This is a genomic window from Pseudomonas sp. ACN5 (assembly GCF_002303975.1).
Classification (GTDB): Bacteria; Pseudomonadota; Gammaproteobacteria; order Pseudomonadales; family Pseudomonadaceae; genus Aquipseudomonas; species Aquipseudomonas laurylsulfatiphila.
Genome location: NZ_MRCP01000012.1, coordinates 15,420 through 39,645, shown reverse-complemented (window position 1 = coordinate 39,645; position 24,226 = coordinate 15,420). Strand labels below are relative to the sequence as shown.

The 24,226-nt window shown below is 58.9% G+C and carries 26 protein-coding genes; 15 read left to right on the top strand and 11 right to left on the bottom strand.

Features of this window, described 5'->3' with window-relative positions; genetic code table 11:
- Positions 1–44 precede the first annotated feature (44 nt).
- Entirely contained in the window at positions 45–1,187 is a 1,143-nt protein-coding gene (locus BSF40_RS21470; protein ID WP_095966640.1) for a glycerate kinase, read from the bottom strand.
- Between the two features lie 239 nt (positions 1,188–1,426).
- Positions 1,427–2,548: a sugar diacid recognition domain-containing protein gene (locus tag BSF40_RS21465; protein WP_095966639.1), complete on the bottom strand. Its 1,122-nt coding sequence runs from the start codon at positions 2,546–2,548 to the stop codon at positions 1,427–1,429.
- A gap of 170 nt (positions 2,549–2,718) precedes the next feature.
- On the opposite strand from BSF40_RS21465, the gene BSF40_RS21460 reads away from it, so the two are divergent.
- From BSF40_RS21460 to rarD, 3 genes are all read left to right on the top strand, one after another.
- On the top strand, positions 2,719–4,029 hold the full coding sequence (locus BSF40_RS21460) for an MFS transporter (protein ID WP_095966638.1): 1,311 nt from the start codon (positions 2,719–2,721) through the stop codon (positions 4,027–4,029).
- Positions 4,030–4,213: 184 nt separating this feature from the next.
- Entirely contained in the window at positions 4,214–5,227 is a 1,014-nt protein-coding gene (locus tag BSF40_RS21455; RefSeq protein WP_095966637.1) for an aldo/keto reductase, read from the top strand.
- A gap of 212 nt (positions 5,228–5,439) precedes the next feature.
- The gene (gene rarD / locus BSF40_RS21450; RefSeq protein ID WP_095966636.1) at positions 5,440–6,321 is read left to right on the top strand and encodes an EamA family transporter RarD; all 882 of its coding nucleotides are present in this window, start codon (positions 5,440–5,442) and stop codon (positions 6,319–6,321) included.
- 125 nt (positions 6,322–6,446) lie between these two features.
- Here the strand turns inward: rarD and hppD are convergent, their stop codons facing one another.
- Both hppD and BSF40_RS21440 read right to left on the bottom strand, forming a co-directional pair.
- Positions 6,447–7,523 (bottom strand): 4-hydroxyphenylpyruvate dioxygenase, encoded by a 1,077-nt coding sequence (gene hppD, locus BSF40_RS21445; protein WP_095966635.1) that lies wholly within the window; start codon positions 7,521–7,523, stop codon positions 6,447–6,449.
- A gap of 250 nt (positions 7,524–7,773) precedes the next feature.
- On the bottom strand, positions 7,774–8,718 hold the full coding sequence (locus tag BSF40_RS21440; protein ID WP_095966634.1) for a DMT family transporter: 945 nt from the start codon (positions 8,716–8,718) through the stop codon (positions 7,774–7,776).
- 78 nt (positions 8,719–8,796) lie between these two features.
- Here BSF40_RS21440 and BSF40_RS21435 point away from each other — a divergent pair, with 78 nt between their 5' ends.
- The 3 genes from BSF40_RS21435 to BSF40_RS21425 all read left to right on the top strand — a co-directional run bounded on the left by BSF40_RS21435 (position 8,797) and on the right by BSF40_RS21425 (position 11,922).
- Positions 8,797–9,669, top strand: coding sequence for a LysR family transcriptional regulator (locus tag BSF40_RS21435; RefSeq protein WP_095966633.1), 873 nt, complete (start codon positions 8,797–8,799; stop codon positions 9,667–9,669).
- Positions 9,670–9,793: 124 nt separating this feature from the next.
- Positions 9,794–11,326 (top strand): EAL domain-containing protein, encoded by a 1,533-nt coding sequence (locus tag BSF40_RS21430; protein WP_095966632.1) that lies wholly within the window; start codon positions 9,794–9,796, stop codon positions 11,324–11,326.
- 233 nt (positions 11,327–11,559) lie between these two features.
- Positions 11,560–11,922: a histone-like nucleoid-structuring protein, MvaT/MvaU family gene (locus BSF40_RS21425; RefSeq protein WP_008065377.1), complete on the top strand. Its 363-nt coding sequence runs from the start codon at positions 11,560–11,562 to the stop codon at positions 11,920–11,922.
- 164 nt (positions 11,923–12,086) lie between these two features.
- Here BSF40_RS21425 and BSF40_RS21420 read toward each other — a convergent pair whose 3' ends face one another.
- Positions 12,087–12,605: a DUF4946 domain-containing protein gene (locus tag BSF40_RS21420; RefSeq protein ID WP_095966631.1), complete on the bottom strand. Its 519-nt coding sequence runs from the start codon at positions 12,603–12,605 to the stop codon at positions 12,087–12,089.
- Positions 12,606–12,749: 144 nt separating this feature from the next.
- Here BSF40_RS21420 and gloA point away from each other — a divergent pair, with 144 nt between their 5' ends.
- Positions 12,750–13,271 carry a lactoylglutathione lyase gene (gene gloA / locus BSF40_RS21415; RefSeq protein WP_095966630.1) on the top strand — a complete coding sequence of 174 codons (522 nt, stop codon included), beginning with the start codon at positions 12,750–12,752 and terminating at the stop codon, positions 13,269–13,271.
- 163 nt (positions 13,272–13,434) lie between these two features.
- Here gloA and ahpF read toward each other — a convergent pair whose 3' ends face one another.
- The 3 genes from ahpF to BSF40_RS21400 form a co-directional block, all read right to left on the bottom strand.
- Positions 13,435–14,997, bottom strand: coding sequence for an alkyl hydroperoxide reductase subunit F (gene ahpF, locus BSF40_RS21410; RefSeq protein ID WP_095966629.1), 1,563 nt, complete (start codon positions 14,995–14,997; stop codon positions 13,435–13,437).
- A 133-nt stretch (positions 14,998–15,130) separates the two neighbouring features.
- Complete coding sequence (ahpC, locus tag BSF40_RS21405) at positions 15,131–15,694, bottom strand: alkyl hydroperoxide reductase subunit C (protein ID WP_007975937.1); 564 nt, start codon at positions 15,692–15,694, stop codon at positions 15,131–15,133.
- 138 nt (positions 15,695–15,832) lie between these two features.
- Positions 15,833–16,771 (bottom strand): site-specific integrase, encoded by a 939-nt coding sequence (locus tag BSF40_RS21400; protein ID WP_095966628.1) that lies wholly within the window; start codon positions 16,769–16,771, stop codon positions 15,833–15,835.
- A 291-nt stretch (positions 16,772–17,062) separates the two neighbouring features.
- Here BSF40_RS21400 and BSF40_RS21390 point away from each other — a divergent pair, with 291 nt between their 5' ends.
- Positions 17,063–18,073 carry a DNA-binding protein gene (locus BSF40_RS21390; protein WP_095966626.1) on the top strand — a complete coding sequence of 337 codons (1,011 nt, stop codon included), beginning with the start codon at positions 17,063–17,065 and terminating at the stop codon, positions 18,071–18,073.
- On the opposite strand, the gene gorA is transcribed toward BSF40_RS21390, so the two are convergent.
- Together gorA and galU are read right to left on the bottom strand one after the other, a co-directional pair.
- A complete protein-coding gene (gene gorA, locus BSF40_RS21385; protein WP_095966625.1) occupies positions 18,070–19,428 on the bottom strand; it encodes a glutathione-disulfide reductase in 1,359 nt (452 codons plus the stop codon). The genes BSF40_RS21390 and gorA overlap by 4 nt on opposite strands.
- Before the next feature lie 130 nt (positions 19,429–19,558).
- Entirely contained in the window at positions 19,559–20,398 is an 840-nt protein-coding gene (gene galU / locus BSF40_RS21380) for a UTP--glucose-1-phosphate uridylyltransferase GalU (RefSeq protein ID WP_007975949.1), read from the bottom strand.
- 290 nt (positions 20,399–20,688) lie between these two features.
- Between galU and BSF40_RS21375 the strand changes: the two genes are divergently transcribed.
- From BSF40_RS21375 to BSF40_RS33595, 3 genes are all read left to right on the top strand, one after another.
- Entirely contained in the window at positions 20,689–20,877 is a 189-nt protein-coding gene (locus BSF40_RS21375; protein ID WP_095966624.1) for a hypothetical protein, read from the top strand.
- A 137-nt stretch (positions 20,878–21,014) separates the two neighbouring features.
- A complete protein-coding gene (locus BSF40_RS21370) occupies positions 21,015–21,296 on the top strand; it encodes a hypothetical protein (protein ID WP_015094930.1) in 282 nt (93 codons plus the stop codon).
- Positions 21,297–21,313: 17 nt separating this feature from the next.
- On the top strand, positions 21,314–21,508 hold the full coding sequence (locus BSF40_RS33595; RefSeq protein ID WP_141249773.1) for an amidohydrolase family protein: 195 nt from the start codon (positions 21,314–21,316) through the stop codon (positions 21,506–21,508).
- Between the two features lie 102 nt (positions 21,509–21,610).
- Here BSF40_RS33595 and BSF40_RS21360 read toward each other — a convergent pair whose 3' ends face one another.
- The gene (locus BSF40_RS21360) at positions 21,611–21,967 is read right to left on the bottom strand and encodes a hypothetical protein (RefSeq protein ID WP_095966622.1); all 357 of its coding nucleotides are present in this window, start codon (positions 21,965–21,967) and stop codon (positions 21,611–21,613) included.
- 201 nt (positions 21,968–22,168) lie between these two features.
- Here BSF40_RS21360 and BSF40_RS21355 point away from each other — a divergent pair, with 201 nt between their 5' ends.
- From BSF40_RS21355 to alkB, 4 genes are all read left to right on the top strand, one after another.
- On the top strand, positions 22,169–22,471 hold the full coding sequence (locus BSF40_RS21355; RefSeq protein WP_007912251.1) for a DUF1883 domain-containing protein: 303 nt from the start codon (positions 22,169–22,171) through the stop codon (positions 22,469–22,471).
- Positions 22,472–22,508: 37 nt separating this feature from the next.
- Entirely contained in the window at positions 22,509–22,676 is a 168-nt protein-coding gene (locus tag BSF40_RS32750) for a hypothetical protein (protein ID WP_007985513.1), read from the top strand.
- A 117-nt stretch (positions 22,677–22,793) separates the two neighbouring features.
- Entirely contained in the window at positions 22,794–23,498 is a 705-nt protein-coding gene (locus tag BSF40_RS21345; RefSeq protein ID WP_095966621.1) for a 2OG-Fe(II) oxygenase, read from the top strand.
- Positions 23,488–24,168, top strand: coding sequence for a DNA oxidative demethylase AlkB (gene alkB, locus BSF40_RS21340; protein ID WP_095966620.1), 681 nt, complete (start codon positions 23,488–23,490; stop codon positions 24,166–24,168). The genes BSF40_RS21345 and alkB overlap by 11 nt, the downstream gene beginning before the upstream one ends.
- Positions 24,169–24,226 lie beyond the last annotated feature (58 nt).

Sequence of the window (24,226 nt, the reverse complement as noted above, 5' to 3'; positions counted from 1 at the left end):
CAAGCTCCCTCGCCACAAGGATGTCGTTGATTGACAGGCATCGTTCAATACTTGCGAGCAGCCATCCGCCAGACACGCGCGATGTCGGTTGTCCGCTCACGCAGCAAGCGCGGCGCCTCGGCACAGGCCTGTTCCAGGGTCATCGGCCCGCTTGCCAGGGCGAACGCAGCGTCGATGCCGTGCTCATAAAGCGCCTGATACCCCTCGCCCAGCGTACCGGCGATGACGATGACCGGCACGGCGTGTTGCCTGGCGACACGCGCCACACCGAATGGCGTCTTGCCGCGCAGGGTTTGCGCATCAAAACGCCCTTCGCCGGTGATCACCAGATCGGCGCCTGCAACCGCCTCGGCCAGGCCCACCAGTTCGCCGACCACCTCGACCCCGGCCTTGAACTGCGCGCCCAGGAACGCCTTGGCGGCAAACCCCAGGCCACCGGCCGCGCCACTCCCCGGTTCGTCGCGAACGTCGTTGCTCAAAGCGACCGCGCAATGGTCGGCAAAGTGCCCCAGCGCCTGATCCAGTTGTTCGACCTGCACGGGCGAAGCGCCTTTTTGCGGGCCGAAAATCGCCGAGGCGCCGTGGGGGCCGCACAGCGGGTTATTGACGTCGGCGGCGATGTCGAAGCGCACCTGTGGCAGACGCGGATCGATGTCGCTCAGGTCCACGCGGGACAATTGCGCAAGGGCGAGGCCGCCCGGTGACAGCGTCTGTCCCTGAGCGTCCAGCAATTTCACGCCCAGGGCCTGCATGGCACCGGCGCCGCCGTCGTTGGTCGCGCTGCCGCCAATCGCCAGGATCACCCGTTGTGCACCGGCATCCAGTGCGGCACGGATCAATTGCCCGGTGCCGAAGGTGCTGCTGATGCACGCGTCCCGCTGCGCCACCGGGACCAACTGCAAACCGCTGGCCTCGGCCATTTCGATGATTGCGGTGCGGCTCTGCGGCAACCAGCCCCAAGCGGCCTCCACCATGGCCCCCAGCGGCCCGCGAACCAGGGTGCGGCGCAGTTCGCCTTCGCAGGCGGCAAGAATCGACTCGACAGTCCCTTCCCCGCCGTCAGCCATCGGGCATTTGACCAGTTGGGCATCAGGCCAGACCTGCGCCAATCCCAAGGCAATGGCGTCGGCTACGCCTTGAGCGCTGAGGCTGTCCTTGAACGAGTCGGGGGCGATTACGATTTTCATGGGAATTCTCCAGTTCCAATGCCCACATGCTGCCAGCCGCCATGAACAATAACGCCGGTCCGCTGCACAAGCGGTGTTGAGGATTATTGTTCATTTCCACAAAACCCGAGGCAGACGTTTCACCTGTAGGAGCGAGCTTGCTCGCGATGGAGGGTAACGATGACGCGGGAAATCAGACTTACCGCGGCGTCCTCTGGTTTTTCGCGAGCAAGCTCGCTCCTACAGGGGGATTTTGTCGCTCACGAAATTGAGTCTGGCTCGGGCAGCAGTTGCACGCCCAGATACAACGCGAGCATTCCATCAAGCCGCAGCGGATCGACGCCGCTGAGCTCGGCAATCCGTTCCATGCGATAACGCAGGCTGTTGCGATGAATGCCCAGCGCCTCGGCGCAGGCCTGGCTCTGGCCGTCGTGTTCACACCAACTGCGCAGGGTCGCCAGCAACTGACCATTGCTGTCCTTGGCAATGACCTTGCGCAGCGGGTTGAGCAATTCGTCGAGGGCGTCGTCGTTGCGGTGGCGCCAGAGCATCACCGGCAGTCGATAGCGGTTGAGCGTCAACAGCCGGGAGCGCGGCAACACTTCGCGACCGTAGGCCAGCAAGTCACCGACCCGGCGATAGCAGCGACGCAACCCCGCCAGCCCATCGGCTTGCCCACCGACGGCAATGCGCAGGATGTTCCAGCCGAGGCCGTCAAGCTTGTCCAGCAAACGCTCGTTCTCGACCGACTGACTCGCGGGCCGACACCAGAGCAACGAAGTTTTGGCCGAGCTGACGCACCAACTGTCCGGGTGGCGAGTGGTCAACCAGGCACTCAGTGCCTCGACGGTTTGCCCCGCAGCATGTTCCAGACCCAGTTCGAACAGGTACGGCACCCGGGTCATTTGCGGCTTGAGGCCCAACTGCTGCGCTTCATCGATCAGTCGCGGAGAGTCCCCGGCTTCGCTGAGCAGCAGCGCCAGCAGATCATCGCAGCGCTGGCGCCGCCATTGCTGTTCGGCCTGCTGGTTGCGCTGGCCCACCAGCATCTCGGCGGTCATGCGCACCAGTTCGGCATAGGTGCGCAGTTGCTCGGGTTCGCCGGTGATACCCAGCACGCCGATCAGGCGCTGATCGAGCAACAGCGGCAGGTTGATGCCCGGCTGCACACCCTTGAGATGAATCGCCGTCTGCGCATCGATCTCCACCACGCGGCCGTTGGCCAGGACCAGTTGCGCGCCTTCATGCCGGGTGTTGACCCGTTCCGGTTCGCCACTGCCCAGGATCAGGCCCTGGCTGTCCATGACGTTGACGTTGTACGGCAGAATCGCCATCGCCCGGTCGACGATGTCCTGGGCCAGGTCGTGATCGAGTTCGAACATGCAAGTGATCCTTGAAGACGGTGATGGAACGGGTTGTTCACCCGCACAGGCCTTGGTTGCAAACCCTGTGCTCAGGCACAAAGACAGCCGCCCTGAGGGTGGTCGAGACTCTCTGGGCGATCAACGTTACCCTTTGCATCGCAAAAAATCATAATAAAGAGAGAGCCGCCATGACACAGAGCGCCGTAGCGTCCGAGGCCATCGCTGACGACAAAAACGCCGTCTACAAACGCATCACCCTGCGTTTGATCCCCTTCATATTCATCTGCTACCTGTTCAACTACCTCGACCGGGTCAACGTTGGATTTGCCAAACTGCAGATGCTCGATGCGCTGAAGTTCAGCGAAACCGTGTACGGCCTGGGCGCCGGCATCTTCTTTATCGGTTACGTGCTGTGCGGCGTACCCAGCAACCTGGCCTTGACGAAATTCGGCCCACGGCGCTGGATCGCGCTGATGATGATGACCTGGGGCACGCTGTCGACCTGCCTGCTGTTCGTCACCACGCCGACCGAGTTCTATACCCTGCGCCTGTTTACCGGTGCCGCCGAAGCCGGGTTCTTTCCGGGCGTGGTGCTGTATCTCTCGCAGTGGTTCCCGACCTTCCGCCGTGGCCGCATCATGGCGTTGTTCATGTCGGCGATCCCGGTATCCGGCCTGCTCGGCAGCCCCTTCTCCGGCTGGATTCTCAACCACTTCGCCGCGGGCCAGGGCGGTCTCGCCGGCTGGCAGTGGATGTTCCTGCTGCAAGGCATTCCGACGGTGATCCTCGGTGCGCTGGCTTATTTCCTGCTCAGTGACAGTTACGCCAATGCGAAATGGCTGACTCCGTTCGAGCGTTCGGTGCTGGAAGCAGACCATGCTGAAGACCTGGCCAGCAAACCGAAAACCACCACTGATTCGCTGCTGGCGGTGTTCAAGAACCCGGCGATCTGGGCCTTCGGCCTGATCTACTTCTGCATCCAGAGCGGCGTCTACGCGATCAACTTCTGGCTGCCATCGATCATCAAGAACCTGGGCTTTGGCGATAACCTGGTAATCGGCTGGCTCAGTGCGATTCCCTACCTGCTGGCTGCGGTGTTCATGCTGATCGTGGGCCGTTCGGCGGACCTGCGCAAAGAACGTCGCTGGCATCTGGTGGTGCCGATGCTGATGGGCGCGCTGGGGCTGCTGATCGCGGTGAACTTCGCCGCCAACCCGGCCATCGCGATTCTCGGTCTGACCATCGCCACCATGGGCGCCCTCACCGGCCTGCCGATGTTCTGGCCCGTGCCGACCGCCCTGCTCAGTGCCGGCGCTGCCGCCGGCGGCCTGGCGCTGATCAATTCGATGGGCCAGATGGCCGGTTTCCTCAGCCCGTACCTGGTGGGTTGGGTCAAGGACAGCACCGGTTCGACCGATGCGGCGCTGTACCTGCTGGCGGGGGTGATTGTCTGCGGCAGTCTGCTGGCGTTGCGCATGACCCGTACACTGCGCACCTGATCCCCACAAATCAGGTGTGGGAGCGGGCTTGCTCGCGAAGGCGGAGTGTCAGACAACAATATTGTCGACTGATACACCGCCTTCGCGAGCAAGCCCGCTCCCACATTTGATTCGATTTGCGTTTGCTCCAGGGTGCAGTTCTGGTATCTGATTGAGCCTTTCCCACTGGTAAAAGGATTTGCTCATGAGCTATCGCACACTGGGTCATTCGGGCCTGCAGGTGTCCACCCTGACCCTGGGCACCATGATGTTCGGCGAACAGACCAGTACCGAAGACTCCCTGCGCATCATCGACAAGGCCTGGGACCAGGGCATCAATTTCATCGACACCGCCGACGTCTATACCAACGGCCGTTCCGAGGAAATCGTCGGCGAGGCCATCGCCAGCCGCCGCCATGAATGGGTGCTTGCCACCAAGGTCGGTTTCGGTCCCATGGACGGTATCCCCAACCGCAGCGGTCTGAGCCGCAAGCATCTGTTCAACGGTCTCGACGCCAGCCTGACGCGCCTGGGCACCGACTACCTAGACATCTACTACCTGCACCGTGAAGACCACAACACACCGCTGGACGTCACGGTATCGGCCATCGGCGACTTGATTCGCCAGGGCAAAATCCGCTATTGGGGCCTGTCCAACTACCGTGGCTGGCGCATCGCTGAAGTGATTCGCGTGGCTGACAAGCTTGGCGTTGACCGGCCGGTGATCAGCCAGCCGCTGTACAACATCGTCAACCGCCAGGCTGAAACCGAGCAAATCACGGCGGCGCAAAACTACGGTCTGGGCGTGGTGCCCTACAGCCCGCTGGCGCGCGGGGTACTCAGCGGCAAATACGCGCCGGATGTGAAACCGGACGCCAACAGCCGTGCCGGTCGCCAGGACAAACGCATCCTGGAAACTGAATGGCGCGTCGAATCCCTGCGCATCGCCCAGCAGATCCAGCAATACACCCAGGAGCGCGGCGTCGGCATCGTCGAGTTCGCGATTGCCTGGGTGCTGAACAACAGCGCCGTGACCTCGGCCATTGTCGGGCCGCGTACCGAAGCGCAATGGGACGCCTACACTAAGGCGCAGGCGGTGAAAATCACGGCCGAGGACGAGGCGTTCATCGATGCGCTGGTGACACCGGGGCATGCGTCGACACCGGGGTTCAATGATGTGAGCCATTTTGTGTCGGGGCGTAAACCGCGCATTAGCTGAAGAAATAAAAAACCAATGTGGGAGCGGGCTTGCTCGCGAAGGCTGCTTAACATTCAACATTGATGTTGGCTGGAAAACCGCTTTCGCGAGCAAGTCGAATCGTCGCACCGCCGCTCCCACAATTGGATCGTGTTGATTGATTGGTCAATGTTCGGCTTGAAAAACACGTATCCTCCGCACCCCCGTTTCACCTTCAACCTCGCGAGGACAGCTTGTCTAAAGGTATCGCTCTATCGGTTTCAGCCTCGGTGCTGTTTGCCGTCATGTATTACTACACATCGCTGCTCACCCCCTTAAGCGGCGTGGAAATCTTCGGTTGGCGCATGCTGCTGACCGTGCCGTGCATGACCGTGTTCATGGTGGTGTCCGGTGAGTGGAAGCGCGTGCTGGAGATCGTACGGCGCGCCAAGGCCGATCCGAAGCTGATTGGCGCGCTGATCGCCTCCTCTGCCCTGCTCGGCGTGCAATTGTGGCTGTTCATGTGGGCGCCGCTGAACGGTTACAGCCTGGATGTATCCCTGGGTTATTTCCTGCTGCCGCTGACCATGGTGTTGACCGGACGGATCGCCTATGGCGAACGCCTGTCGTACCTGCAAAAGATCGCCGTGGTGTTCGCCTGCCTGGGCGTGGTCAACGAGGTGTATCAGGTCGGTGGTTTTTCCTGGGCAACCTTGCTGGTCTGCATTGGTTATCCGGCCTACTTCGTTCTGCGCAAACGGCTGGCAGCGGACAACCTCGGCGGCTTGTGGCTGGACATGGCGTTGACGCTGCCGGTGGCCGTCTGGTTCGTTCAGAGCGGTGCACAGGGTTTTGGCGTGTTTGACCAGCATCCATGGTTGTCGCTGCTGATCCCGCTGCTCGGTGTGATCAGCGCGTCGGCGCTGGTGGTCTACATCATTGCCAGCCGCCTGCTGCCGTTCAGCCTGTTCGGTTTGTTGAGCTACGTCGAACCGGTGTTGCTGCTGGGCGTGGCGCTGCTATTGGGAGAGAGCATCAAGGCCGGCGAATGGCTGACCTACATCCCGATCTGGATGGCCGTGCTGGTGCTGGTGTTCGAAGGGTTCAAGCATCTGGTGCGGCAGCGCAGGCCTTAACCACACCCAAAACAAATGTGGGAGCGGGCTTGCTCGCGACAGCGGTGTGTCAGCCAGCTTAGTTGGCGACTGACACACCGCTTTCGCGAGCAAGCCCGCTCCCACAGGTTTATCGGTGTAATGGTTTAGTCCGTGGACAACACGCCACGACGAACCTGATCACGCTCGATGGATTCGAACAGCGCCTTGAAGTTGCCTTCGCCGAAACCGTCGTCACCCTTGCGCTGGATGAACTCGAAGAACACCGGCCCCATCAGGGTTTCCGAGAAGATCTGCAACAGCAGACGCTTGTCGCCCGACTCGGACGAACCGTCCAGCAAGATGCCACGCGCCTGCAGTTCGCCGACCGGCTCGCCGTGGTTCGGCAAACGGCCTTCGAGCATTTCGTAGTAGGTTTCCGGCGGCGCGGTCATGAAGCGCATGCCGATGCTTTTCAGGTGGTCCCAGGTCTTGATCAGGTCATCGGACAGGAACGCAACGTGCTGGATGCCCTCGCCATTGAACTGCATCAGGAACTCTTCAATCTGCCCGGCGCCCTTGGACGATTCTTCGTTCAGCGGGATGCGGATCATGCCATCGGGTGCGGTCATGGCCTTGGAGGTCAGGCCGGTGTACTCGCCCTTGATGTCGAAGTAGCGGATTTCGCGGAAGTTGAACAGCTTCTCGTAGAAGTTGGCCCAGTAGGCCATGCGACCGCGATACACGTTATGGGTCAGGTGATCGATGATCTTCAGGCCGGCACCGACCGGGTGGCGGTCAACGCCTTCGATGAACACGAAGTCGATGTCATAGATCGAGCTGCCTTCACCGAAACGGTCGATCAGGTACAGCGGAGCGCCGCCAATGCCTTTGATCGCCGGCAGGTTCAGCTCCATCGGGCCGGTTTCGATGTGGATCGGCTGGGCGCCGAGTTCCAGGGCACGCTTGTAGGCCTTTTGCGAATCCTTGACGCGGAACGCCATGCCGCACACCGACGGGCCGTGCTCGGCCGCAAAGTACGAGGCGACGCTGTGGGGTTCGTTGTTGAGGATCAGGTTGATCGCGCCCTGTCGATACAGGTGCACGTCCTTGGAGCGGTGGGTCGCCACCTTGGTGAAGCCCATGATCTCGAAGATCGGCTCCAGGGTGTTCGGGGTCGGCGATGCGAGCTCGATGAATTCAAAGCCCATCAGGCCCATCGGGTTTTCGTATAAATCTGCCATGGTTGGCGCCTCATCATTTTTTATCAATTAACTAAGGTTAGTTGTAAGCAATGCTGAGACCGCTGGGTGGCGCACAGGAGATGCCCCGCACACTGCGGGCGAGAAAATCACCGTAGATCAGTTGAAACCCGAATATCTTCATTGTCGACCCAAGGCTCTTGCGGGCGAGGCTTCTGCTGCCAGAAGACGATTATTATTGTATGCGTAACCTGATTCTACACAGCGTAAATCAATTTGTCCGCCTTCTGTATCAAATCCCCTTTTTCCTTACCCGCGCAAGGGGTTTGTTGCAGAGGAAAATCCCCGCCAGTATCAGCCCGCCACCCAGGCACATGGCCAGCGTCAACGGCTCATCGAGCAACAGCGCCCCGAGGATCACCGCTGTCAGCGGGTTCAAGGCAATGAACACCCCGGAACGCGTCGCACCGATTTTACGGATGCCGTCGTAGTAGCCAATGTACGCCAGCGCCGAACCCAGCACGCCAAGATACAGAAGGCTCAACCATTGCCGGGCACCGAGGTGGGCGATCGCGGTGACGCTCACCTCGCCACGGACAAGGCAGGTCATCCAGAGCATGACGGTGCCCAGCAGAATCGACCAGGTCACGGTTTGCACCGGCCCCAGGGTCTGGTTCAGTTCTCTGGAGCACAGCGAGTAGACGCCCCATCCGAGCACGCAGCCGAAAATCAGCAAATCGCCGATCCAGGCATCGGTACCGGCGGCCAATAATTGCGGGTTGCGACTGACGATCACCATGCTCGCGCCTGCCATGCAAATCGCGATACCGGCGACTTTCGTCCGGTTCAAGCGCTCCTTGAACAGCAACCAGGAAGCCAGCCCGATCACCGCCGGGTTCAGCGCCACGATCAAGGATGCCCGTGAAGCGTTGATGTAATGCAGGCCATAAAAGAAGCACAGGTTGTAGAAGAAGATCCCGAAAAAGCCTAGCAGGAGCAATTGCAGCCATTGCCGGGCGCTGGGCCGGAGCAGCGGTATCCGCGCCATGCGTACAAACAGCAGCAATGCCACGCTGGCCAGTAAAAACCGCAGGCTGGCAGCCAGCAGCGGGCTGAGGCCGTCGGCCAGAAAGCGTCCGGCAACGAAGGTACCGCCCCACACCATGCTGACGCCTGCCAGTTTCAGATACACCGGCAGATCCGAGGGTTTTGACAGGGTTTGCTCACAGATCGTCATAAGGCTCCAGGGTCGGATATCGGAGAGATGATCTATCATTCGACTAATACTCAGTCATTGTAAAATGAGCAAACACTCATGACCCTCACTCAACTGGAGATTTTCTCCCTCGTGGCCGAACTCCACGGCTTCACGCCAGCGGCCAATCGCCTGGGCATTTCCCAATCGGCGGTGTCCCATGCCTTGAAGTCTTTGGAGCAGGAGCTAGGGGTCGAGTTGTTGCGCCGGCATCAAACCCGGGTCGAGCCAAGCGACATTGGCCAGCAGTTGCTGCTTCGCGCCCGAGCGATGCTGGGCCTGGCCAACACCCTGCGCCAGGAAGCGGCCGATGCGCGGGGCATGAAACGCGGCACGTTGCGTATCGGCTCGTTCGGGCCGACTTCATCGATCAAATTGTTGCCGTTGATTCTGCAGCAGTACCGCGCCGCCCATCCCGGCATAGAAGTGCATATCGATGAAGGCCCTGACCGCCAGGTACTGCAGTGGCTGGAGGAGCGACGGATCGACATCGGCTTCGTGGTGTTGCCCGAGGAGCGTTTCGACACGGTCGCGCTGATCGAAGACCAGATGGTCGCGCTGCTGCCCGCCGACCACCCGCTGGCGGTTCACGACAGCCTGAACCTGAAGGACCTGTGCGCCTTCCCGTTTGTGCTGACCGAGGCCGGTTCTTCGGAGCTGGTTTCACGCCTGTTCACTGCGGCCCGACTGACGCCCAACATCCGTTATCGCTGCTCACAGCTGATGAGCACCCTCGATGTCGTCGCTCGCGGCGACGGGGTGACAGTAATCGCCGAAAGTTCATTACCCCATCAATCAGACAGCCGCTATGTGAAAAAACCGCTGTCGCCGACGGTGGTGCGCCAGGTCGGCCTGGCGGTACTCGATCGACGCCAGGCATCACCCGCGACGCTGGCCTTTATCGAACTGGCCGCAAGCCTCGACCTGCGTTGAGCGGCATAGCTACCAGCACAACTACCAAGGGCCAACTATCATGGCCATTACCCGAACTCTTTATGGGAGGCGTATCGCCCTGCCAGTTGTTGAGAGCCTTACTTCTTCGTGACGGGACTCGCGAATGCCGCTGAAAGCCAAAACCCGCAGTCGCAGCACAAAAGTTGCTGTCACCCTGATCAGCGGATTGCTCCCGGTGCTGCTAGGGGCCATCATTCTTTACATGCAGGCAGGGCGTGCGCTCAAACAAGACACCGAAAAAACCGCCGAGGAAGCAGTTCGTCAGTTCGACTTGATGCTCGACAACGCCGCTCAGGCCGCACGCGAACTGCTGCCGATGGCTGGCCAAAGTTGCGGTGACGTCAAACTGGCGCTGCGCGAGCAGGTCACTCGTCGCCCATTCGTGCGCTCGACCAATCTGGTGTGGGACAACAACCTCTATTGCAGCTCGCTGTTCGGCGACTACCAGGAGACGGTCAGCCCCGGCGACTACACCCAGGGCGCTTTGTGGCTCATGAACGGCAATCCGGTGACGCCCAACACCGCCTTGCTGGTGTACCGCCTGAGCGAAGGAAAAAAAGGTGCGCTGACGACCCTCTATGGTTATCACTTGGGCAACGTTCTGCGCTTGATCGGCCGCCAGACCTTGCTGGTGCTGCAAGTTGGCCCGGACTGGATGTCCGCCGATGGCAAGGTTCACACAGGTGCCACGCCTGAACTCCCCGTTGCGCAGAGCCGCTTGACCTCCGGGCACTATGCTTTTGCCGTGGAAGCCGGTTTCCCCAAAGGCGAAACCTGGCGATACATGAGTAGCGAGTATCCCCCCCTGTTCAGTCTGCTGATTTTCTTCGGTGTGATTGCCGGGTCAATTGGTCACTTCCTGCAAAAGCGCTCCTCGGCCCCCACCCAGGAAATGCAACGGGCACTGGAAGCCGCAGAGTTCATTCCGTATTTCCAGCCCGTGGTGCATGGCGACAGCAAAAGCTGGTCCGGCACTGAAGTGCTGATGCGCTGGAAACATCCGAAGGAAGGCCTGGTGCGTCCGGACCTGTTCATCCCGTTTGCCGAGCACTGCGGGCTGATCGTACCGATGACCCGTTCGCTCATGCGACAAACCGCCGCCCTGCTCGCGCCGAAATCCGCCGGATTCAACAAACCCTTTCACATTGGCATCAACATTACCGCCAGCCATTGCCAGGACCTGGATCTGGTCAAGGATTGCCGCGAGTTTCTCGATGCGTTCGAGCCGGGCTCGATCTACCTGGTACTGGAACTGACCGAACGCGAACTTATCGAGCCAACGGCGATCACCCTGCAACTGTTCGAGCAACTTCGCGAACTGGGCGTGAAGATCGCCATCGACGATTTCGGCACGGGTCATTCAAGCCTTGGCTACCTGCGGCAGTTCAATGTCGACTTCCTGAAAATAGACCAGAGTTTTGTCGCCATGATCGGCATCGACACCCTCTCCAGCCACATCCTCGACAGCATCATCGACCTGGCCGTCAAACTCGACCTTGCCATGGTGGCCGAAGGTGTCGAAACCCGTGAGCAGAGTGATTACCTCAGCGCTCGTCAGGTCAACTTCCTGCAGGGTTATCTGTTCGGCAAACCCATGCCCGGGGCAGAATTCATTAGTGCATTAAGCAACCATTAACTCGAAAATTTAATCGATAAAACAACGACTACAGGCATAAATTTGAATCAAGACACTACCAACGTTACATGAAGAAAAAGACAGGATTTACTCTTGGCCAATTAACTACTACAATTTTTCCTGCCTGCGCTAATTTGGCAGGTGAGCCACTATCACCGAGTCGCTTCAAGGCTCTTGGCTTATAGCTTTGTTTGCGGTTGGTATCAGCCAAACACACTATTGGAGTAAAGATATTGTCCAGACTCGCTGAATTTCGTGCAGCCGAAAAGGCCCTTCAAGAACAGCTCAAGCAGTTGGAATCCCTGAAGAACGATGCCGGGCTCAAGAAAGAAATCGAATTCGAAGAGAAGCTCCAGGGCTTGATGAAAACCTATGGCAAGAGCTTGCGCGACATCATCGCCATTCTCGACCCTAACCCGGCAAAATCCGGCCTGCAGCAAGCAGCACCGAAAACCCGCCGCGCTCGCGTGGTCAAGGTTTATCAGAACCCGCACACCGGCGAGCTGATTGAAACCAAGGGCGGCAATCACCGCGGCCTGAAAGCCTGGAAAGAACAGTACGGTGCAGCTACCGTCGACTCCTGGCTGCGCGGCTAACTCTCGCGGCGACAAAAAAAGCCCTGCTTATGCAGGGCTTTTTCATGGGCTATCTAAATGCCTGCGGCGAGCACAAGACAACTACCTGACCGCCAACTACTTTGTGCTTAATCCATTTGGATATCTAAAATTTTTTTCATGCATCGAAAAAGCACTGTCGCCAACTAAAGTTTCAAGCTGTTACGGGCTGCGTCTATTTCATCCTGGCTCGCCTTATAAGCCTCGGCCTGCCCTGCATAGGAAAAAACATAGGCCTTATCCGCATCCACCGCGGCCACCAATGTTTGCGAAAGCACATGCCTGCCGTTTTGCGTCACGGTGCAGGTTGTTTCCAGCGCGGCCAATCGACTCAAGGTAGTCGAATGAATTCGCGTACAGACACTTTGATACCCACCCTGAAAGAAGTCTTTTTGAACCGACTTGCGCATCTCCAGCAATACGCCTTCGAGGTTTACCTGATGATCGCTTTGCACCGGGCTCATGGTCAGCTCCATCACCAGGAGCGGCGATCCGTCCTGATCATTTTTCACCGCCCGCTGGCGACTCACACCCGACGCAGAGTCAGGGACGGCTTCGATCTGCCAGCCTTGCGGCCAGGTCACCACTGGCGCGTCGGCACGCGCAGCGCCCGCCAGCGAAAACACGCCCAGCAGGATAAACAGCAGGTTAAGGAATCGAATCATTGCAATCGGCACTCACGGATCAAGCCGTAAAGTCTGGGCCCAGGCCGGCTGTCAGGCAATAGCCGACCGTTTGGGTTTGGTGATGTCCGCCCCCTTGCGTATCATTGTCACCATTCGTTAGCCCACATATTTCCCGGAGGGCCCATGAGCCTGCACGAATTGAACACCTTCCCCGGCGTCACCGCCCAGCCGGACACCGCTACGCAGAAATTTGTCTTCAACCACACCATGCTGCGGGTCAAGGACATCACCAAGTCCCTGGACTTCTACACACGCATCCTGGGTTTTACCCTGGTGGAAAAACGCGACTTCCCGGAAGCCGAGTTCAGCCTGTATTTCCTGGCACTGGTCGACAAAAACCAGATCCCGGCCGATGCCGCCGCGCGCACCGAGTGGATGAAATCGATCCCTGGCATTCTCGAACTGACCCACAACCATGGCACAGAGAACGATCCGGACTTCGCCTACCACAATGGCAACACCGACCCGCGTGGTTTCGGCCATATCTGCATCTCGGTGCCGGACATCGTCGCCGCCTGCGAGCGCTTTGAAGCACTGGGCTGCGATTTCCAGAAACGCCTGAGCGATGGCCGCATGAAGAGCCTGGCATTCATCAAGGACCCGGACGCCTACTGGGTCGAGATCATCCAGCCGGCGCCTCTGTAGGAGCGAGCTTGCTCGCGATAAACCTGAGAACACCGCGGGGCACCTGCCAACCCGCGTTATCGTTGACGACCATCGCGAGCAAGCTCGCTCCTACATGAGTGATGTGCAAGACACAAAAAACCCCATGATCGTTCATGGGGTTTTGTGTTTTCAGCGCCGGGTTTTATGCCGGGGCGGACGTGCGGATCAGGTGATCGAAGGCGCTTAGCGAAGCCTTGGCGCCCTCGCCCACCGCAATCACGATCTGCTTGTACGGCACAGTGGTCACGTCGCCGGCGGCGAACACACCCGGCACCGACGTTTCACCGCGAGCATCGACAATGATCTCGCCACGGGGTGACAGCTCGATGGTGCCTTTGAGCCAATCGGTGTTGGGCAGCAAACCGATCTGCACAAAGATCCCTTCCAGCTCCACGCTGCGCACTTCGTCGCTCTGGCGATCCTTGTAGCGCAGGCCGTTGACCTTCTGACCGTCGCCGGTGACTTCAGTGGTTTGCGCACTGGTGATCACGGTGACGTTCGGCAGGCTGTGCAACTTGCGCTGCAACACCGCATCGGCGCGCAACTGAACGTCGAACTCCAGCAGCGTGACGTGGGACACGATACCCGCCAGGTCGATGGCCGCTTCGACGCCGGAGTTACCGCCGCCAATCACTGCCACGCGCTTGCCCTTGAACAGCGGACCGTCGCAGTGCGGGCAGTACGCCACGCCTTTGTTGCGGTATTGCTGCTCGCCCGGGACGTTCATTTCACGCCACCTCGCTCCGGTCGCCAGAATCAAGGTCTTGGCTTTGAGCGATGCGCCGCTGGCGAAGTGAATCTGGTGCAACTCGCCATTTTTGCCGGGCACCAGTTTGTCGGCACGTTGCAGATTCATGATGTCCACGTCGTACTGTTTGACGTGCTCTTCCAGCGCAACGGCCAGTTTCGGTCCTTCGGTTTCCTGCACCGAGATGAAGTTTTCGATGGCCATGGTGTCCAGCACCTGACCACCAAAACGCTCGGCCGCGACACCGGTGCGAATGCCTTTACGGGCCGCATAGATGGCCGCCGAAGCACCGGCCGGGCCACCGCCGACCACCAACACATCAAAGGCATCCTTGGCGCTGATTTTCTCGGCCTGACGCTCAATGCCGCTGGTGTCGATCTTCGCGAGGATTTCTTCCAGGCCCATGCGGCCCTGACCGAAATTCACACCATTGAGGTAGATGCTTGGGACCGCCATGATCTGGCGCTCATCGACTTCAGCCTGGAACAGTGCACCGTCGATGGCGACGTGGCGAATGTTCGGGTTCAGTACCGCCATCAGGTTCAGCGCCTGGACCACGTCCGGGCAGTTCTGGCACGACAGCGAGAAGTAAGTCTCGAAGTTGAACTCGCCTTTGAGCGAACGGATCTGCTCGATCACCTCGACACTGGCTTTGGACGGATGACCGCCGACTTGCAGCAAGGCCAGCACCAGCGAAGTGAATTCATGGCCCATCGGGATGCCGGCGAAACGCAGGCTGATGTCGGCTCCCGGGCGATTGATCGAGAACGATGGCTTGCGTGCATCATCACCGTTGTCGAGCAACGTAATCTGGGTGGAAAGACTGGCAACGTCTTTCAACAGTTCGAGCATTTCCTGGGATTTCGCACCGTCGTCGAGGGAAGCAACGATCTCGATCGGCTGGGTGACCCGTTCCAGGTACGATTTCAACTGGGCTTTAAGATTGGTGTCCAACATACGGGCGATTTCCTTTTTGCTTTTGCGAAGACATAAAAAAACGCCCGAGCGAATCTCGCCCGGGCGTTTTTATTGGGCGGTGCAGCTTGCTTAGAAGGTGCGGAAGTCCGCCCTGATGAAGCGCGTCACAGACTTAGATCTTGCCGACCAGGTCCAGGGACGGCGCCAGAGTGGCCTCGCCTTCTTTCCACTTGGCAGGGCAAACCTGGCCTGGGTGAGCAGCGACGTACTGGGCAGCCTTGATTTTGCGCAGCAGCTCGGAAGCGTCACGACCTACACCGCCGTCGTTCAGTTCAACGATCTTGATCTGGCCTTCCGGGTTGATCACGAAGGTGCCACGGTCAGCCAGGCCTGCTTCTTCGATCAGCACGTCGAAGTTGCGGGAGATGGCGTGGGTCGGGTCGCCGATCATGGTGTACTGGATCTTGCCGATGGCTGGCGAAGTGTTGTGCCAGGCAGCGTGGGCAAAGTGGGTGTCGGTGGAAACGCTGTAGATCTCGACGCCCAGCTTCTGGAAGGCGTCGTAGTTGTCAGCCAGGTCTTCCAGCTCGGTCGGGCAGACGAAGGTGAAGTCGGCCGGGTAGAAGAACACGACAGACCACTTGCCTTTCAGGTCAGCGTCCGAGACTTTTACGAAGTCGCCATTTTTGAATGCGTCAGCTTTGAACGGTTTAACTTGGCTGTTGATGATAGGCATCGTTGACTCTCCGTCAGGGGTTAAGAAGTTGATGGAGAGAACTTTACCCACTCGACGAACGGAAGGCTCATTGGCAAACCTGATGCTGCTGATTGGCTTTCGCTATTAGCCGACTGTATTTATAGAAGAAAACGATCTCTAGGACTCGATCGGCTTTTCCGTGAGGCGCGCCATCCCCAGGAACGGACTGGCTTCGATGTAGCGCATGGCCGACTTCATGTCCTTCCAGCCCACATAACTCATCAGCGACTTCAGATCCCAGCCACTTTGATGCGCCCAGGTCGCAAAGCCGCGGCGCAAGGAATGGCTGGTGTAGAGTTCACCGGCAATGCCTGCGCGCGCCAGCGCCTGGCGCAATAAGGGAATCACGCTGTTGGCGTGCAACCCCTCCTCACCCAGATGCCCCCAGCGATCGATGCCACGAAACACCGGCCCACGCACCAGTGCCGCTTCGGTGATCCATTCGATGTAAGCCTGCACCGGGCACAACCGCTGCAAGGCCGGCGTCTGATAAGTCTTGCCGAGGTTGTCGCGATCACTCTTGCTGCGCGGCAGATAAAGGCTGATGCCGGAACCGGCGCTGGCCTGCACGTGTTCAACCTGAAGCCTGCACAACTCGTCGCTGCGAAAGCCGCGCCAGAAGCCCAGCAGGATCAACGCCATGTCGCGCCTGGCCCGCAGCAATCCCGGTCGGTCGCCTTCGGCCCTTGCGATTTGCACTTCCAGCTCCAGACGACTGACCACCTGCTCCAGGTGTTGAAGCTGCAAGGGTTCGGCCTGTTTTTCCTGGGCCGGATGCAACGCACGGATGCCCTTGAACACCTTGCGCACCACCGGCGCCTTGGTGGGGTCGGCAAAACCCTGGCTGTTGTGCCACTGCGCCAAGGCCGACAAGCGCAGTTTCAGCGTATTGATCGACAACACGCCGGCATGAGCCACCAGATAGCGCGCCACGCTGTCACCGGTTGCCGGCAGAAAACCGCCCCACGTGACTTCGAAGTGTTCGATGGCTGCCCGATAGCTGCGACGGGTGTTGTCGCGAGTCGCGGCTTGCAGATAGCGATCCAGATCGCTCATAGGGCATGAACCTGTTTTGACCGACTGTAGGAGCGAGCTTGCTCGCGATGATCGTTAACGATGACGCTGGTTGGCAGGTGCCCCGCGGCGGTCTCGGGTTTTTCGCGAGCTGGCTCGCTCCTACAGGGTTTGTGTACGGAAATAGCGCGAGGAATACCTCGAAACTGCGATCACACGGGGTAATACCAGTATATCCCGTGTTAATTACATTCAGCATTTAACTTTATCAATTGAATGGTACAATGTGTATTTACGTGGTACGTACCACATTAACAAAACCCGGGAGATCTCATGGCACGCGGCGGTGTAAATAAAGCGGTGGTGCAAGCCGCTCGGTTGGCGATCCTTGCCCGTGGCGAAAACCCCAGCATCGATGCCGTACGGATCGAAATGGGCAATACCGGCTCGAAAACCACGATTCATCGCTACCTCAAAGAGCTCGATGACAGGAACGAGGCGGTCGAAACGCCAGCAGAACCGATTGACGATGAACTGATGGCGCTGGTGGCGCGGCTCGCCCAAAGACTCAAGGAGCAGGCACAGGAACCCATCGACCAGGCGCGCACGCAGTACGAGGAACAACGCAAGGCTTTGGAAAAACAGCTCGACGAAGCGCAAGAGGCCAACAGCGAACTGCACCAGCAATACGAGTTCCAGAGCCTGGCACTGACTCAGGAATCCGAGGCCCTGCAAGAAACCCGCGCCATGCTGCAAACGGAGCAAACCCGTAACGCCGGGATGAACCAGGCGCTGGCCGATTTCGAATTGCGCTTGAAAGACAAGGATGAGCAGATCCGCTCCCTTGAGGAAAAGCACCTGCACACCCGCGACGCACTGGAGCACTACCGCAATGCGGTCAAGGAACAGCGCGAACAGGAAATGAGTCGCCACGAAGGCCAGGTGCAACAGCTACAGATGGAACTGCGCCAGGCACAACAAAGCGCACTGGTACGCCAGGATGAAATCACCCAGTTGCACCGCGACAACGAACGCTTGCTGACTGAAAACCGCGGCACACTGCGCGAGCTGAGCCTGCTGCAGGAACAGCTCAAGCAAAGCAATACCCGCCAGGATCAGTTGCTGGAACAAGCCACCCGCGTCGACGGCGAGCGCACCCTCCTCCAGGAACGCCTGCGCGTCGCCTTGCTGGAAAGTCAGGCACTCAAGCAGAACGTCGATGAGCAGTCGCAGCTCAACAAGTCACTGGAAATTGAACTGACCAGGACCCGGACGGATCTGGAAGAACGCGTACGTCTGGCCGCGACCCTTGCGGCAGCGGCAGACGCAGCGAAGGACGATTAACCGGCGACCGGCGTGCGCATGGTGACGAACTCTTCGGCGGCCGTCGGGTGCACGCCGATGGTTTCGTCGAAGTCGCGCTTGGTGGCGCCAGCCTTCAAGGCAATCGCCAGGCCCTGGACGATTTCACCGGCCTCCGGGCCGACCATGTGGCAACCCAATACCTTGTCGGTCCTGGCATCCACCACCAGCTTCATCAGCGTGCGCTCCTGGCACTCTGTCAGGGTCAGCTTCATTGGCCGGAAGCGGCTTTCGAAGATCTGCACGTCGTGGCCGGCTTCGCGGGCCTCTTCTTCGGTCAAACCGACGGTGCCGATGTTCGGCAGGCTGAACACTGCCGTCGGGATCATCTTGTAATCCACCGCACGATACTGCTCAGGCTTGAACAGACGTCGCGCAACCGCCATGCCTTCAGCCAGCGCGACCGGTGTCAGTTGAACACGACCGATCACATCGCCCAGCGCCAGGATCGACGGCTCGGCGGTCTGATACAACTCATCGACTTCGACAAAGCCCTTCTTGTCGAGCTTGACCCCGGTGTTTTCCAGCCCGAGATTGTCCAGCATCGGACGACGCCCGGTGGCGTAGAACACACAATCGGTTTCCAGCTGGCGGCCGTCCTTGAGCGTGACTTTCAGGCTGCCATCGGCCTGCTTGTCGATGCGCTCGATGTCCGCGTTGAATTGCAGGTCCATGCCACGCTTGGTCAACTCTTCCTGCAAATGCTTGCGCACCGAACCGTCAAAGCCGCGCAGGAACAGTTCGCCGCGATACAACAACGTGGTCTGGGCACCCAGACCATGGAAGATCCCGGCGAACTCGACCGCAATGTAGCCACCGCCCACCACCAACACCCGCTTGGGCAGCTCTTTGAGGAAGAATGCCTGGTTGGAACTGATGGCATGCTCGTGCCCCGGAATCTCCGGAATCTGTGGCCAGCCTCCAGTCGCGATCAGAATATTCCTGGCGGTAAAGCGATCGCCATTGATCTCGACCTGATGCGGATCGACGATTTTCGCGTGCCCCTCATGCAAGGTCACGCCGCTGTTGACCAGCAGGTTGCGATAAATGCCATTGAGGCGATTGATCTCGCGGTCCTTGTTGGCGATCAGCGTCGCCCAATCGAACTGCGCTTCATCCAGGCTCCAGCCAAAACCGGATGCCTGCTCGAAGTCCTCGGCGAAGTGCGCACCGTAGACCAGCAATTTTTTCGGCACACAACCGACGTTCACACAAGTGCCGCCCAGGTAGCGACTCTCGGCCACCGCCACTTTCGCACCAAACCCGGCAGCAAACCGCGCAGCCCGCACACCGCCGGAACCGGCACCAATCACATAAAGGTCAAAATCGTAGGCCATTTTCAATCTCCTCGGCAGGTGACCAGCATACCTGCGGACATTTGTGGAGCAAGCGCTGAACACGATATGAGGCCGGAAAATGAAAAAGCCACCCGAAGGTGGCTTTTCATTACAAACAGGTCGCCAGCTATCAGTAAGCCTTGCCCGTCTTGTAGAAGTTCTCGAAGCAGAAGTTGGTCGCGTCGATATAGCCTTCAGCGCCACCGCAGTCGAAACGCTTGCCTTTGAACTTGTAGGCAATCACGCATCCATCCTGCGCCTGTTTCATCAGGGCGTCAGTGATCTGGATCTCGCCACCTTTGCCTGGCTCGGTTTGTTCGATCAGGCTGAAGATGTCCGGCGTCATGATGTAACGACCGATGATCGCCAGGTTCGATGGGGCATCTTCCGGTTTTGGTTTCTCGACCATGTTGCGCACGCGGTACAGGTCGTCACCAATCAGGTCGCCTGCAATCACGCCGTACTTGCTGGTTTCCTGCGGGTCCACTTCCATGATCGCGACGATGGTGCAGCGATACTGTTTGTACAGCTTAACCATCTGCTTGAGTACGCCGTCACCTTCCAGGTTGACGCACAGGTCATCTGCCAACACCACGGCGAACGGCTCGTCGCCGATCAGCGGGCGACCGGTCAGGATCGCATGACCCAGGCCTTTCATTTCTGTCTGGCGAGTGTAGGAGAACGAGCACTCATCCAGCAGGCGACGGATGCCGACCAGGTATTTTTCCTTGTCGGTGCCCTTGATCTGGTTTTCCAGCTCGTAGCTGATGTCGAAGTGGTCTTCCAGGGCGCGCTTGCCGCGACCGGTGACGATGGAGATTTCGTTCAAGCCGGCATCCAGTGCCTCTTCGACGCCGTACTGGATCAGTGGCTTGTTCACCACCGGCAGCATTTCTTTGGGCATGGCTTTAGTCGCTGGCAGGAAGCGAGTACCGTAACCGGCTGCTGGGAACAAGCATTTCTTGATCATATAAGTCCTTGTAAGGCTGTGCGTGTACGAGTTTCGGCGCAGTCTAATCAGGCGGCGAGCACCTTACAATGCCCCGCTCTGGCTAACCGATGCCAACATAGAGAAATAATCTTGCCGATAGTTCCCTGCGGGAGTGCGCAGGTCACTGCGCAACCTCTTATACATAGCAGAGACTTGCGCAATTGCACGGTTTCGCTGACCCGGAACGCCCCACCATACGCCCATCGCCCCCCCGTTGCATGCGTTTGCCGGTATCATGGCGCGATTGAACCAGACAACGAGGCAAATAGATGTCGGAAGCAAAAAGCGTCAACGGATTCCTGATCAACAAGGTGAAAGACGGCCAATGGTGGGTGGCCAGTGTCGCCGGTGAACATATCGCCGGGCCTTTCCCTTCCGAAGCCCTGGCAATCGAGGTGGCCTCGGTGCTGGAGCTTGAGCACCCGGAACCCAAGCGACGCGGCAAGGACAAGAGCTGATCGACGTTCGATGCGAAAAGCCCTGCCATGGCGCAGGGCTTTTTAATGAACACCGAAAAAGAAGTGGCCTTTGGCTATAACCTTTTGAGTCCGACGCTGTCTCAGCCTTAGCCCACCCCCCTGACGATGATCAAACCATGAATAAAATTTTGCCTTTGCTAGCGGTATTGGCCCTGAGCGGCTGCGCAACGTCGGAAGAAACCTACCTGGGCAACGGAGAGCAGGGTCTGACGATCGATTGCTCGGGAGAGGCGAATTCCTGGGCCGCCTGCTACGAAAAGGCCGATGCCTCCTGTGCAGGTACCGGCTACCGGATTGTCGGCACCGACGGCACGCCAGCGCTCAAGGTCAGTGAAAAAACCCTCGGCGCCGATATCGGCAATTACAAGAACCGCAGCGTCGTGGTGGTCTGCAAATAAGGCGCTCGGCCCTACAGATGAATTTCGGCGAACTTGATCCCGAGTCCGCGCACTGTTTCGATCAAATCGTCGAGTTTGCCAAAGGACTCGACTTCGTCATTGTCATCCACCAGGAAATAGCTGCGCCCGGCGCTTTTCTTGAAAAACACGATCCATTCCCCCAGCTCCGCTGGATTCTGGATCACATGGGTGGCAGTGATAAGTCCCTCTGAATGGCGCTCCCGGACCTGCTCTCGTTTCATAGTCGACTCCAGAAATGACGATGCCGCCAAAGCCAGGCTTTGGCGGCATCGGTGCTGTGGGTCGATAGTTTATCAGCCGGAAATGCACTCGGTGGCAGCCTTCTGTACATCCTTTGGACGCACCGGGACGTTGGACATGCTTTCGTGCAGCTTGATGCTGCTGCCACCGGAGCGCTCTTCAATGTCGAAAACGGCTGACGGCCCCGTGGAATACTTGAGCGGCACGATCACACGCAGGCCATCCTTGTGCGGTTCGATTTGCAAGGCGCCACGACTGTCGGTCAGTTTTTCGCTGAGGCATTGCGCATATTCATGGGGGTTCTTGCCAGAAATCACGCTCATGGTCGGCAGTGACTCGTTGATGTCAGAGACGTTCGCACAACCACTCACCAATGCCGCCAGCGAAACAACCCACAAACCCCACTTCATACAAAACCTCCGATAAAGAGGCTCGGACAACGCAGATGCGTTTTTTCTCCGAGGCAAACTGCTTTATCGCTCATCAAAGGTGAAATTAGCGTTTTTTATTGTCAAGGCGGCCGGATAATAAGGCCTTCGGGCTGATAAACTGCGCCCATCGCCCATGCTATCGTTTTGATTTTGTAGAAAAAGCCCTTCTGGAGGCGCCCCATGAAATTTATCCATCAGCGCGAGCACCTCAATGAAGACGACATCGTCGTCATTCAATGCTCCCAAATGTGCAACATCCGTTTGATGAACGACGCCAACTTCCGCAGCTTCAAGAATGGCGGCCGTCACACCTATCACGGCGGTGCGTTCGACACGTTTCCGGCGCGCATCACCGCCCCCAGCACCGGTTTCTGGAACATCACGATCGACACCGTCAACCGCCGCGCTATCAGCGTGACGCGCAAGCCCACCCTGACGCACTCGATCAAAATCATTCGCCGTTCCAGCACGAAACTGAGCTGATCAGCACACCCGAAACACAAGACAGGCAGATACGACCGTGGCCCAAACGACCAAGTACGTCATCAAATACAAACTCAACGGCGAGCGCCGCTTCGAGTTTGCCCAGCTTGAAAACGGCACCGCAGAAGAAGCCAAAGCGGCGCTGGATGCCATTCATGGACAGGACGACGTCATCAGCGAAATCAGCGTCAGCAAAGCGCTGTAACGCAATCCGGAGCGACAATGGACGTCGGCTCCCGTTCGCAGTTCGACCGCAAGCGCCGGAGTGCCTGCTGCATTCAAGTCCTCCAGACTGGCCACCTCAACCACTAGAGGCCCGGCAATGAGCGAGCAATATCTGGACCGGCTGGACTGGCCCCGACTGGAACAGCAACTCGACCTGGACGGTTACGCCGTCATCCCTTCACTGCTGAGCCACAAGGCTTGTGATCAGGTCAGCGCCCTGTACCCCCGGACCGAGTCCTTTCGCTCGCACGTGGTGATGGCTCGTCACGGCTTCGGCCGCGGCGAGTACAAGTATTTCAGCTACCCGTTGCCGGACCTTGTGGCGCGCTTGCGCAGCGCGCTCTACCCGCGCCTGGCGCCCATCGCCAATCGCTGGCATGAACAAATGGGTTTGCCGCAGCGTTTTCCTGACACTCATCCCGCCTTCCTCGAGCGCTGTCATGCCGCTGGTCAGAACCGTCCGACCCCCTTATTGCTGCAATATGGTCCGCAGGACTACAACTGCCTGCATCAGGATCTGTACGGTGAGCACGTTTTCCCGCTGCAAGTGGCGATTCTGCTGTCGGACCCCGATCAACACTTCACCGGTGGCGAATTTGTCATGACCGAACAACGCCCGCGGATGCAGTCACGGCCGATGGTCATCGACCTGAAGAAAGGTGACGGGCTGATCTTTGCCGTCAACCAGCGGCCGGTCAAAGGCACTCGCGGTTACTACCGCGTGACCCTGCGTCACGGCGTGAGTCGCCTGCACAGCGGCAAACGGCATACCCTTGGAATCATCTTTCACGATGCGACATGAGTCCATGAACCCGCTGACTTTCGATCTGTTTGCCGATGCAGAGCCCGAGCAAGAGCCCAGGCGCGAGCAGATCGGTGAACAATCCTGGGTGCTCAGAGGCTTCGCCCTGCCGTGGCTCGAGCGTTTGCTGCCCGCTCTGGAGGCAGTGCTGGCGGCCGCGCCGTTTCGGCAGATGCTCACGCCCGGCGGCTTTACCATGTCGGTCGCCCTGAGCAGTTGCGGCACATTCGGCTGGACCACGGACCGCACCGGATACCGCTACACCCGTCACGATCCCCAGACCGGTCAGCCCTGGCCATTGATGCCCGAGGTGTTTCTCCAACTGGCACAAGCGGCAGCGCAGGCAGCGGGTTTCAGCGGTTTTGTGCCCGATTCCTGCCTGATCAACCGCTACATCCCCGGGGCAAAAATGTCATTGCATCAAGACAAGGACGAACATTCCTACGCAGCCCCCATCGTTTCGGTATCGCTGGGCTTGCCGGCGATGTTCCTGTTCGGCGGCTTTGCACGCAGTGACAAAAGCCAGCGCATCCCCCTGCTGCATGGTGACATCGTGGTCTGGGGTGGCGTGGATCGCCTGCGTTATCACGGCGTATTGCCGATCAAGGACGGCCTTCACCCAAGACTGGGCGAGCAACGCATCAACTTCACCTTCCGCACCGCCGGATGAAGACTTCGAATTTGACCGCAAGCGCCGGAGTGTGTGGGAATTGCCCCATGGTTAATCT

Excerpts from the sequence above, each read along its gene's own strand:
- BSF40_RS21470 (WP_095966640.1), bottom strand. The coding sequence starts at position 1,187 with ATGAAAATCGTAATCGCCCCCGACTCGTTCAAGGACAGCCTCAGCGCT.
- BSF40_RS21465 (WP_095966639.1), bottom strand. The coding sequence starts at position 2,548 with ATGTTCGAACTCGATCACGACCTGGCCCAGGACATCGTCGACCGGGCG.
- BSF40_RS21460 (WP_095966638.1), top strand. The coding sequence starts at position 2,719 with ATGACACAGAGCGCCGTAGCGTCCGAGGCCATCGCTGACGACAAAAAC.
- BSF40_RS21455 (WP_095966637.1), top strand. The coding sequence starts at position 4,214 with ATGAGCTATCGCACACTGGGTCATTCGGGCCTGCAGGTGTCCACCCTG.
- hppD (WP_095966635.1), bottom strand. The coding sequence starts at position 7,523 with ATGGCAGATTTATACGAAAACCCGATGGGCCTGATGGGCTTTGAATTC.
- BSF40_RS21440 (WP_095966634.1), bottom strand. The coding sequence starts at position 8,718 with ATGACGATCTGTGAGCAAACCCTGTCAAAACCCTCGGATCTGCCGGTG.
- BSF40_RS21435 (WP_095966633.1), top strand. The coding sequence starts at position 8,797 with ATGACCCTCACTCAACTGGAGATTTTCTCCCTCGTGGCCGAACTCCAC.
- BSF40_RS21430 (WP_095966632.1), top strand. The coding sequence starts at position 9,794 with ATGCCGCTGAAAGCCAAAACCCGCAGTCGCAGCACAAAAGTTGCTGTC.
- BSF40_RS21420 (WP_095966631.1), bottom strand. The coding sequence starts at position 12,605 with ATGATTCGATTCCTTAACCTGCTGTTTATCCTGCTGGGCGTGTTTTCG.
- gloA (WP_095966630.1), top strand. The coding sequence starts at position 12,750 with ATGAGCCTGCACGAATTGAACACCTTCCCCGGCGTCACCGCCCAGCCG.
- ahpF (WP_095966629.1), bottom strand. The coding sequence starts at position 14,997 with ATGTTGGACACCAATCTTAAAGCCCAGTTGAAATCGTACCTGGAACGG.
- ahpC (WP_007975937.1), bottom strand. The coding sequence starts at position 15,694 with ATGCCTATCATCAACAGCCAAGTTAAACCGTTCAAAGCTGACGCATTC.
- BSF40_RS21400 (WP_095966628.1), bottom strand. The coding sequence starts at position 16,771 with ATGAGCGATCTGGATCGCTATCTGCAAGCCGCGACTCGCGACAACACC.
- BSF40_RS21390 (WP_095966626.1), top strand. The coding sequence starts at position 17,063 with ATGGCACGCGGCGGTGTAAATAAAGCGGTGGTGCAAGCCGCTCGGTTG.
- gorA (WP_095966625.1), bottom strand. The coding sequence starts at position 19,428 with ATGGCCTACGATTTTGACCTTTATGTGATTGGTGCCGGTTCCGGCGGT.
- galU (WP_007975949.1), bottom strand. The coding sequence starts at position 20,398 with ATGATCAAGAAATGCTTGTTCCCAGCAGCCGGTTACGGTACTCGCTTC.
- BSF40_RS21375 (WP_095966624.1), top strand. The coding sequence starts at position 20,689 with ATGTCGGAAGCAAAAAGCGTCAACGGATTCCTGATCAACAAGGTGAAA.
- BSF40_RS21370 (WP_015094930.1), top strand. The coding sequence starts at position 21,015 with ATGAATAAAATTTTGCCTTTGCTAGCGGTATTGGCCCTGAGCGGCTGC.
- BSF40_RS33595 (WP_141249773.1), top strand. The coding sequence starts at position 21,314 with ATGAATTTCGGCGAACTTGATCCCGAGTCCGCGCACTGTTTCGATCAA.
- BSF40_RS21360 (WP_095966622.1), bottom strand. The coding sequence starts at position 21,967 with ATGAAGTGGGGTTTGTGGGTTGTTTCGCTGGCGGCATTGGTGAGTGGT.
- BSF40_RS21355 (WP_007912251.1), top strand. The coding sequence starts at position 22,169 with ATGAAATTTATCCATCAGCGCGAGCACCTCAATGAAGACGACATCGTC.
- BSF40_RS21345 (WP_095966621.1), top strand. The coding sequence starts at position 22,794 with ATGAGCGAGCAATATCTGGACCGGCTGGACTGGCCCCGACTGGAACAG.
- alkB (WP_095966620.1), top strand. The coding sequence starts at position 23,488 with ATGCGACATGAGTCCATGAACCCGCTGACTTTCGATCTGTTTGCCGAT.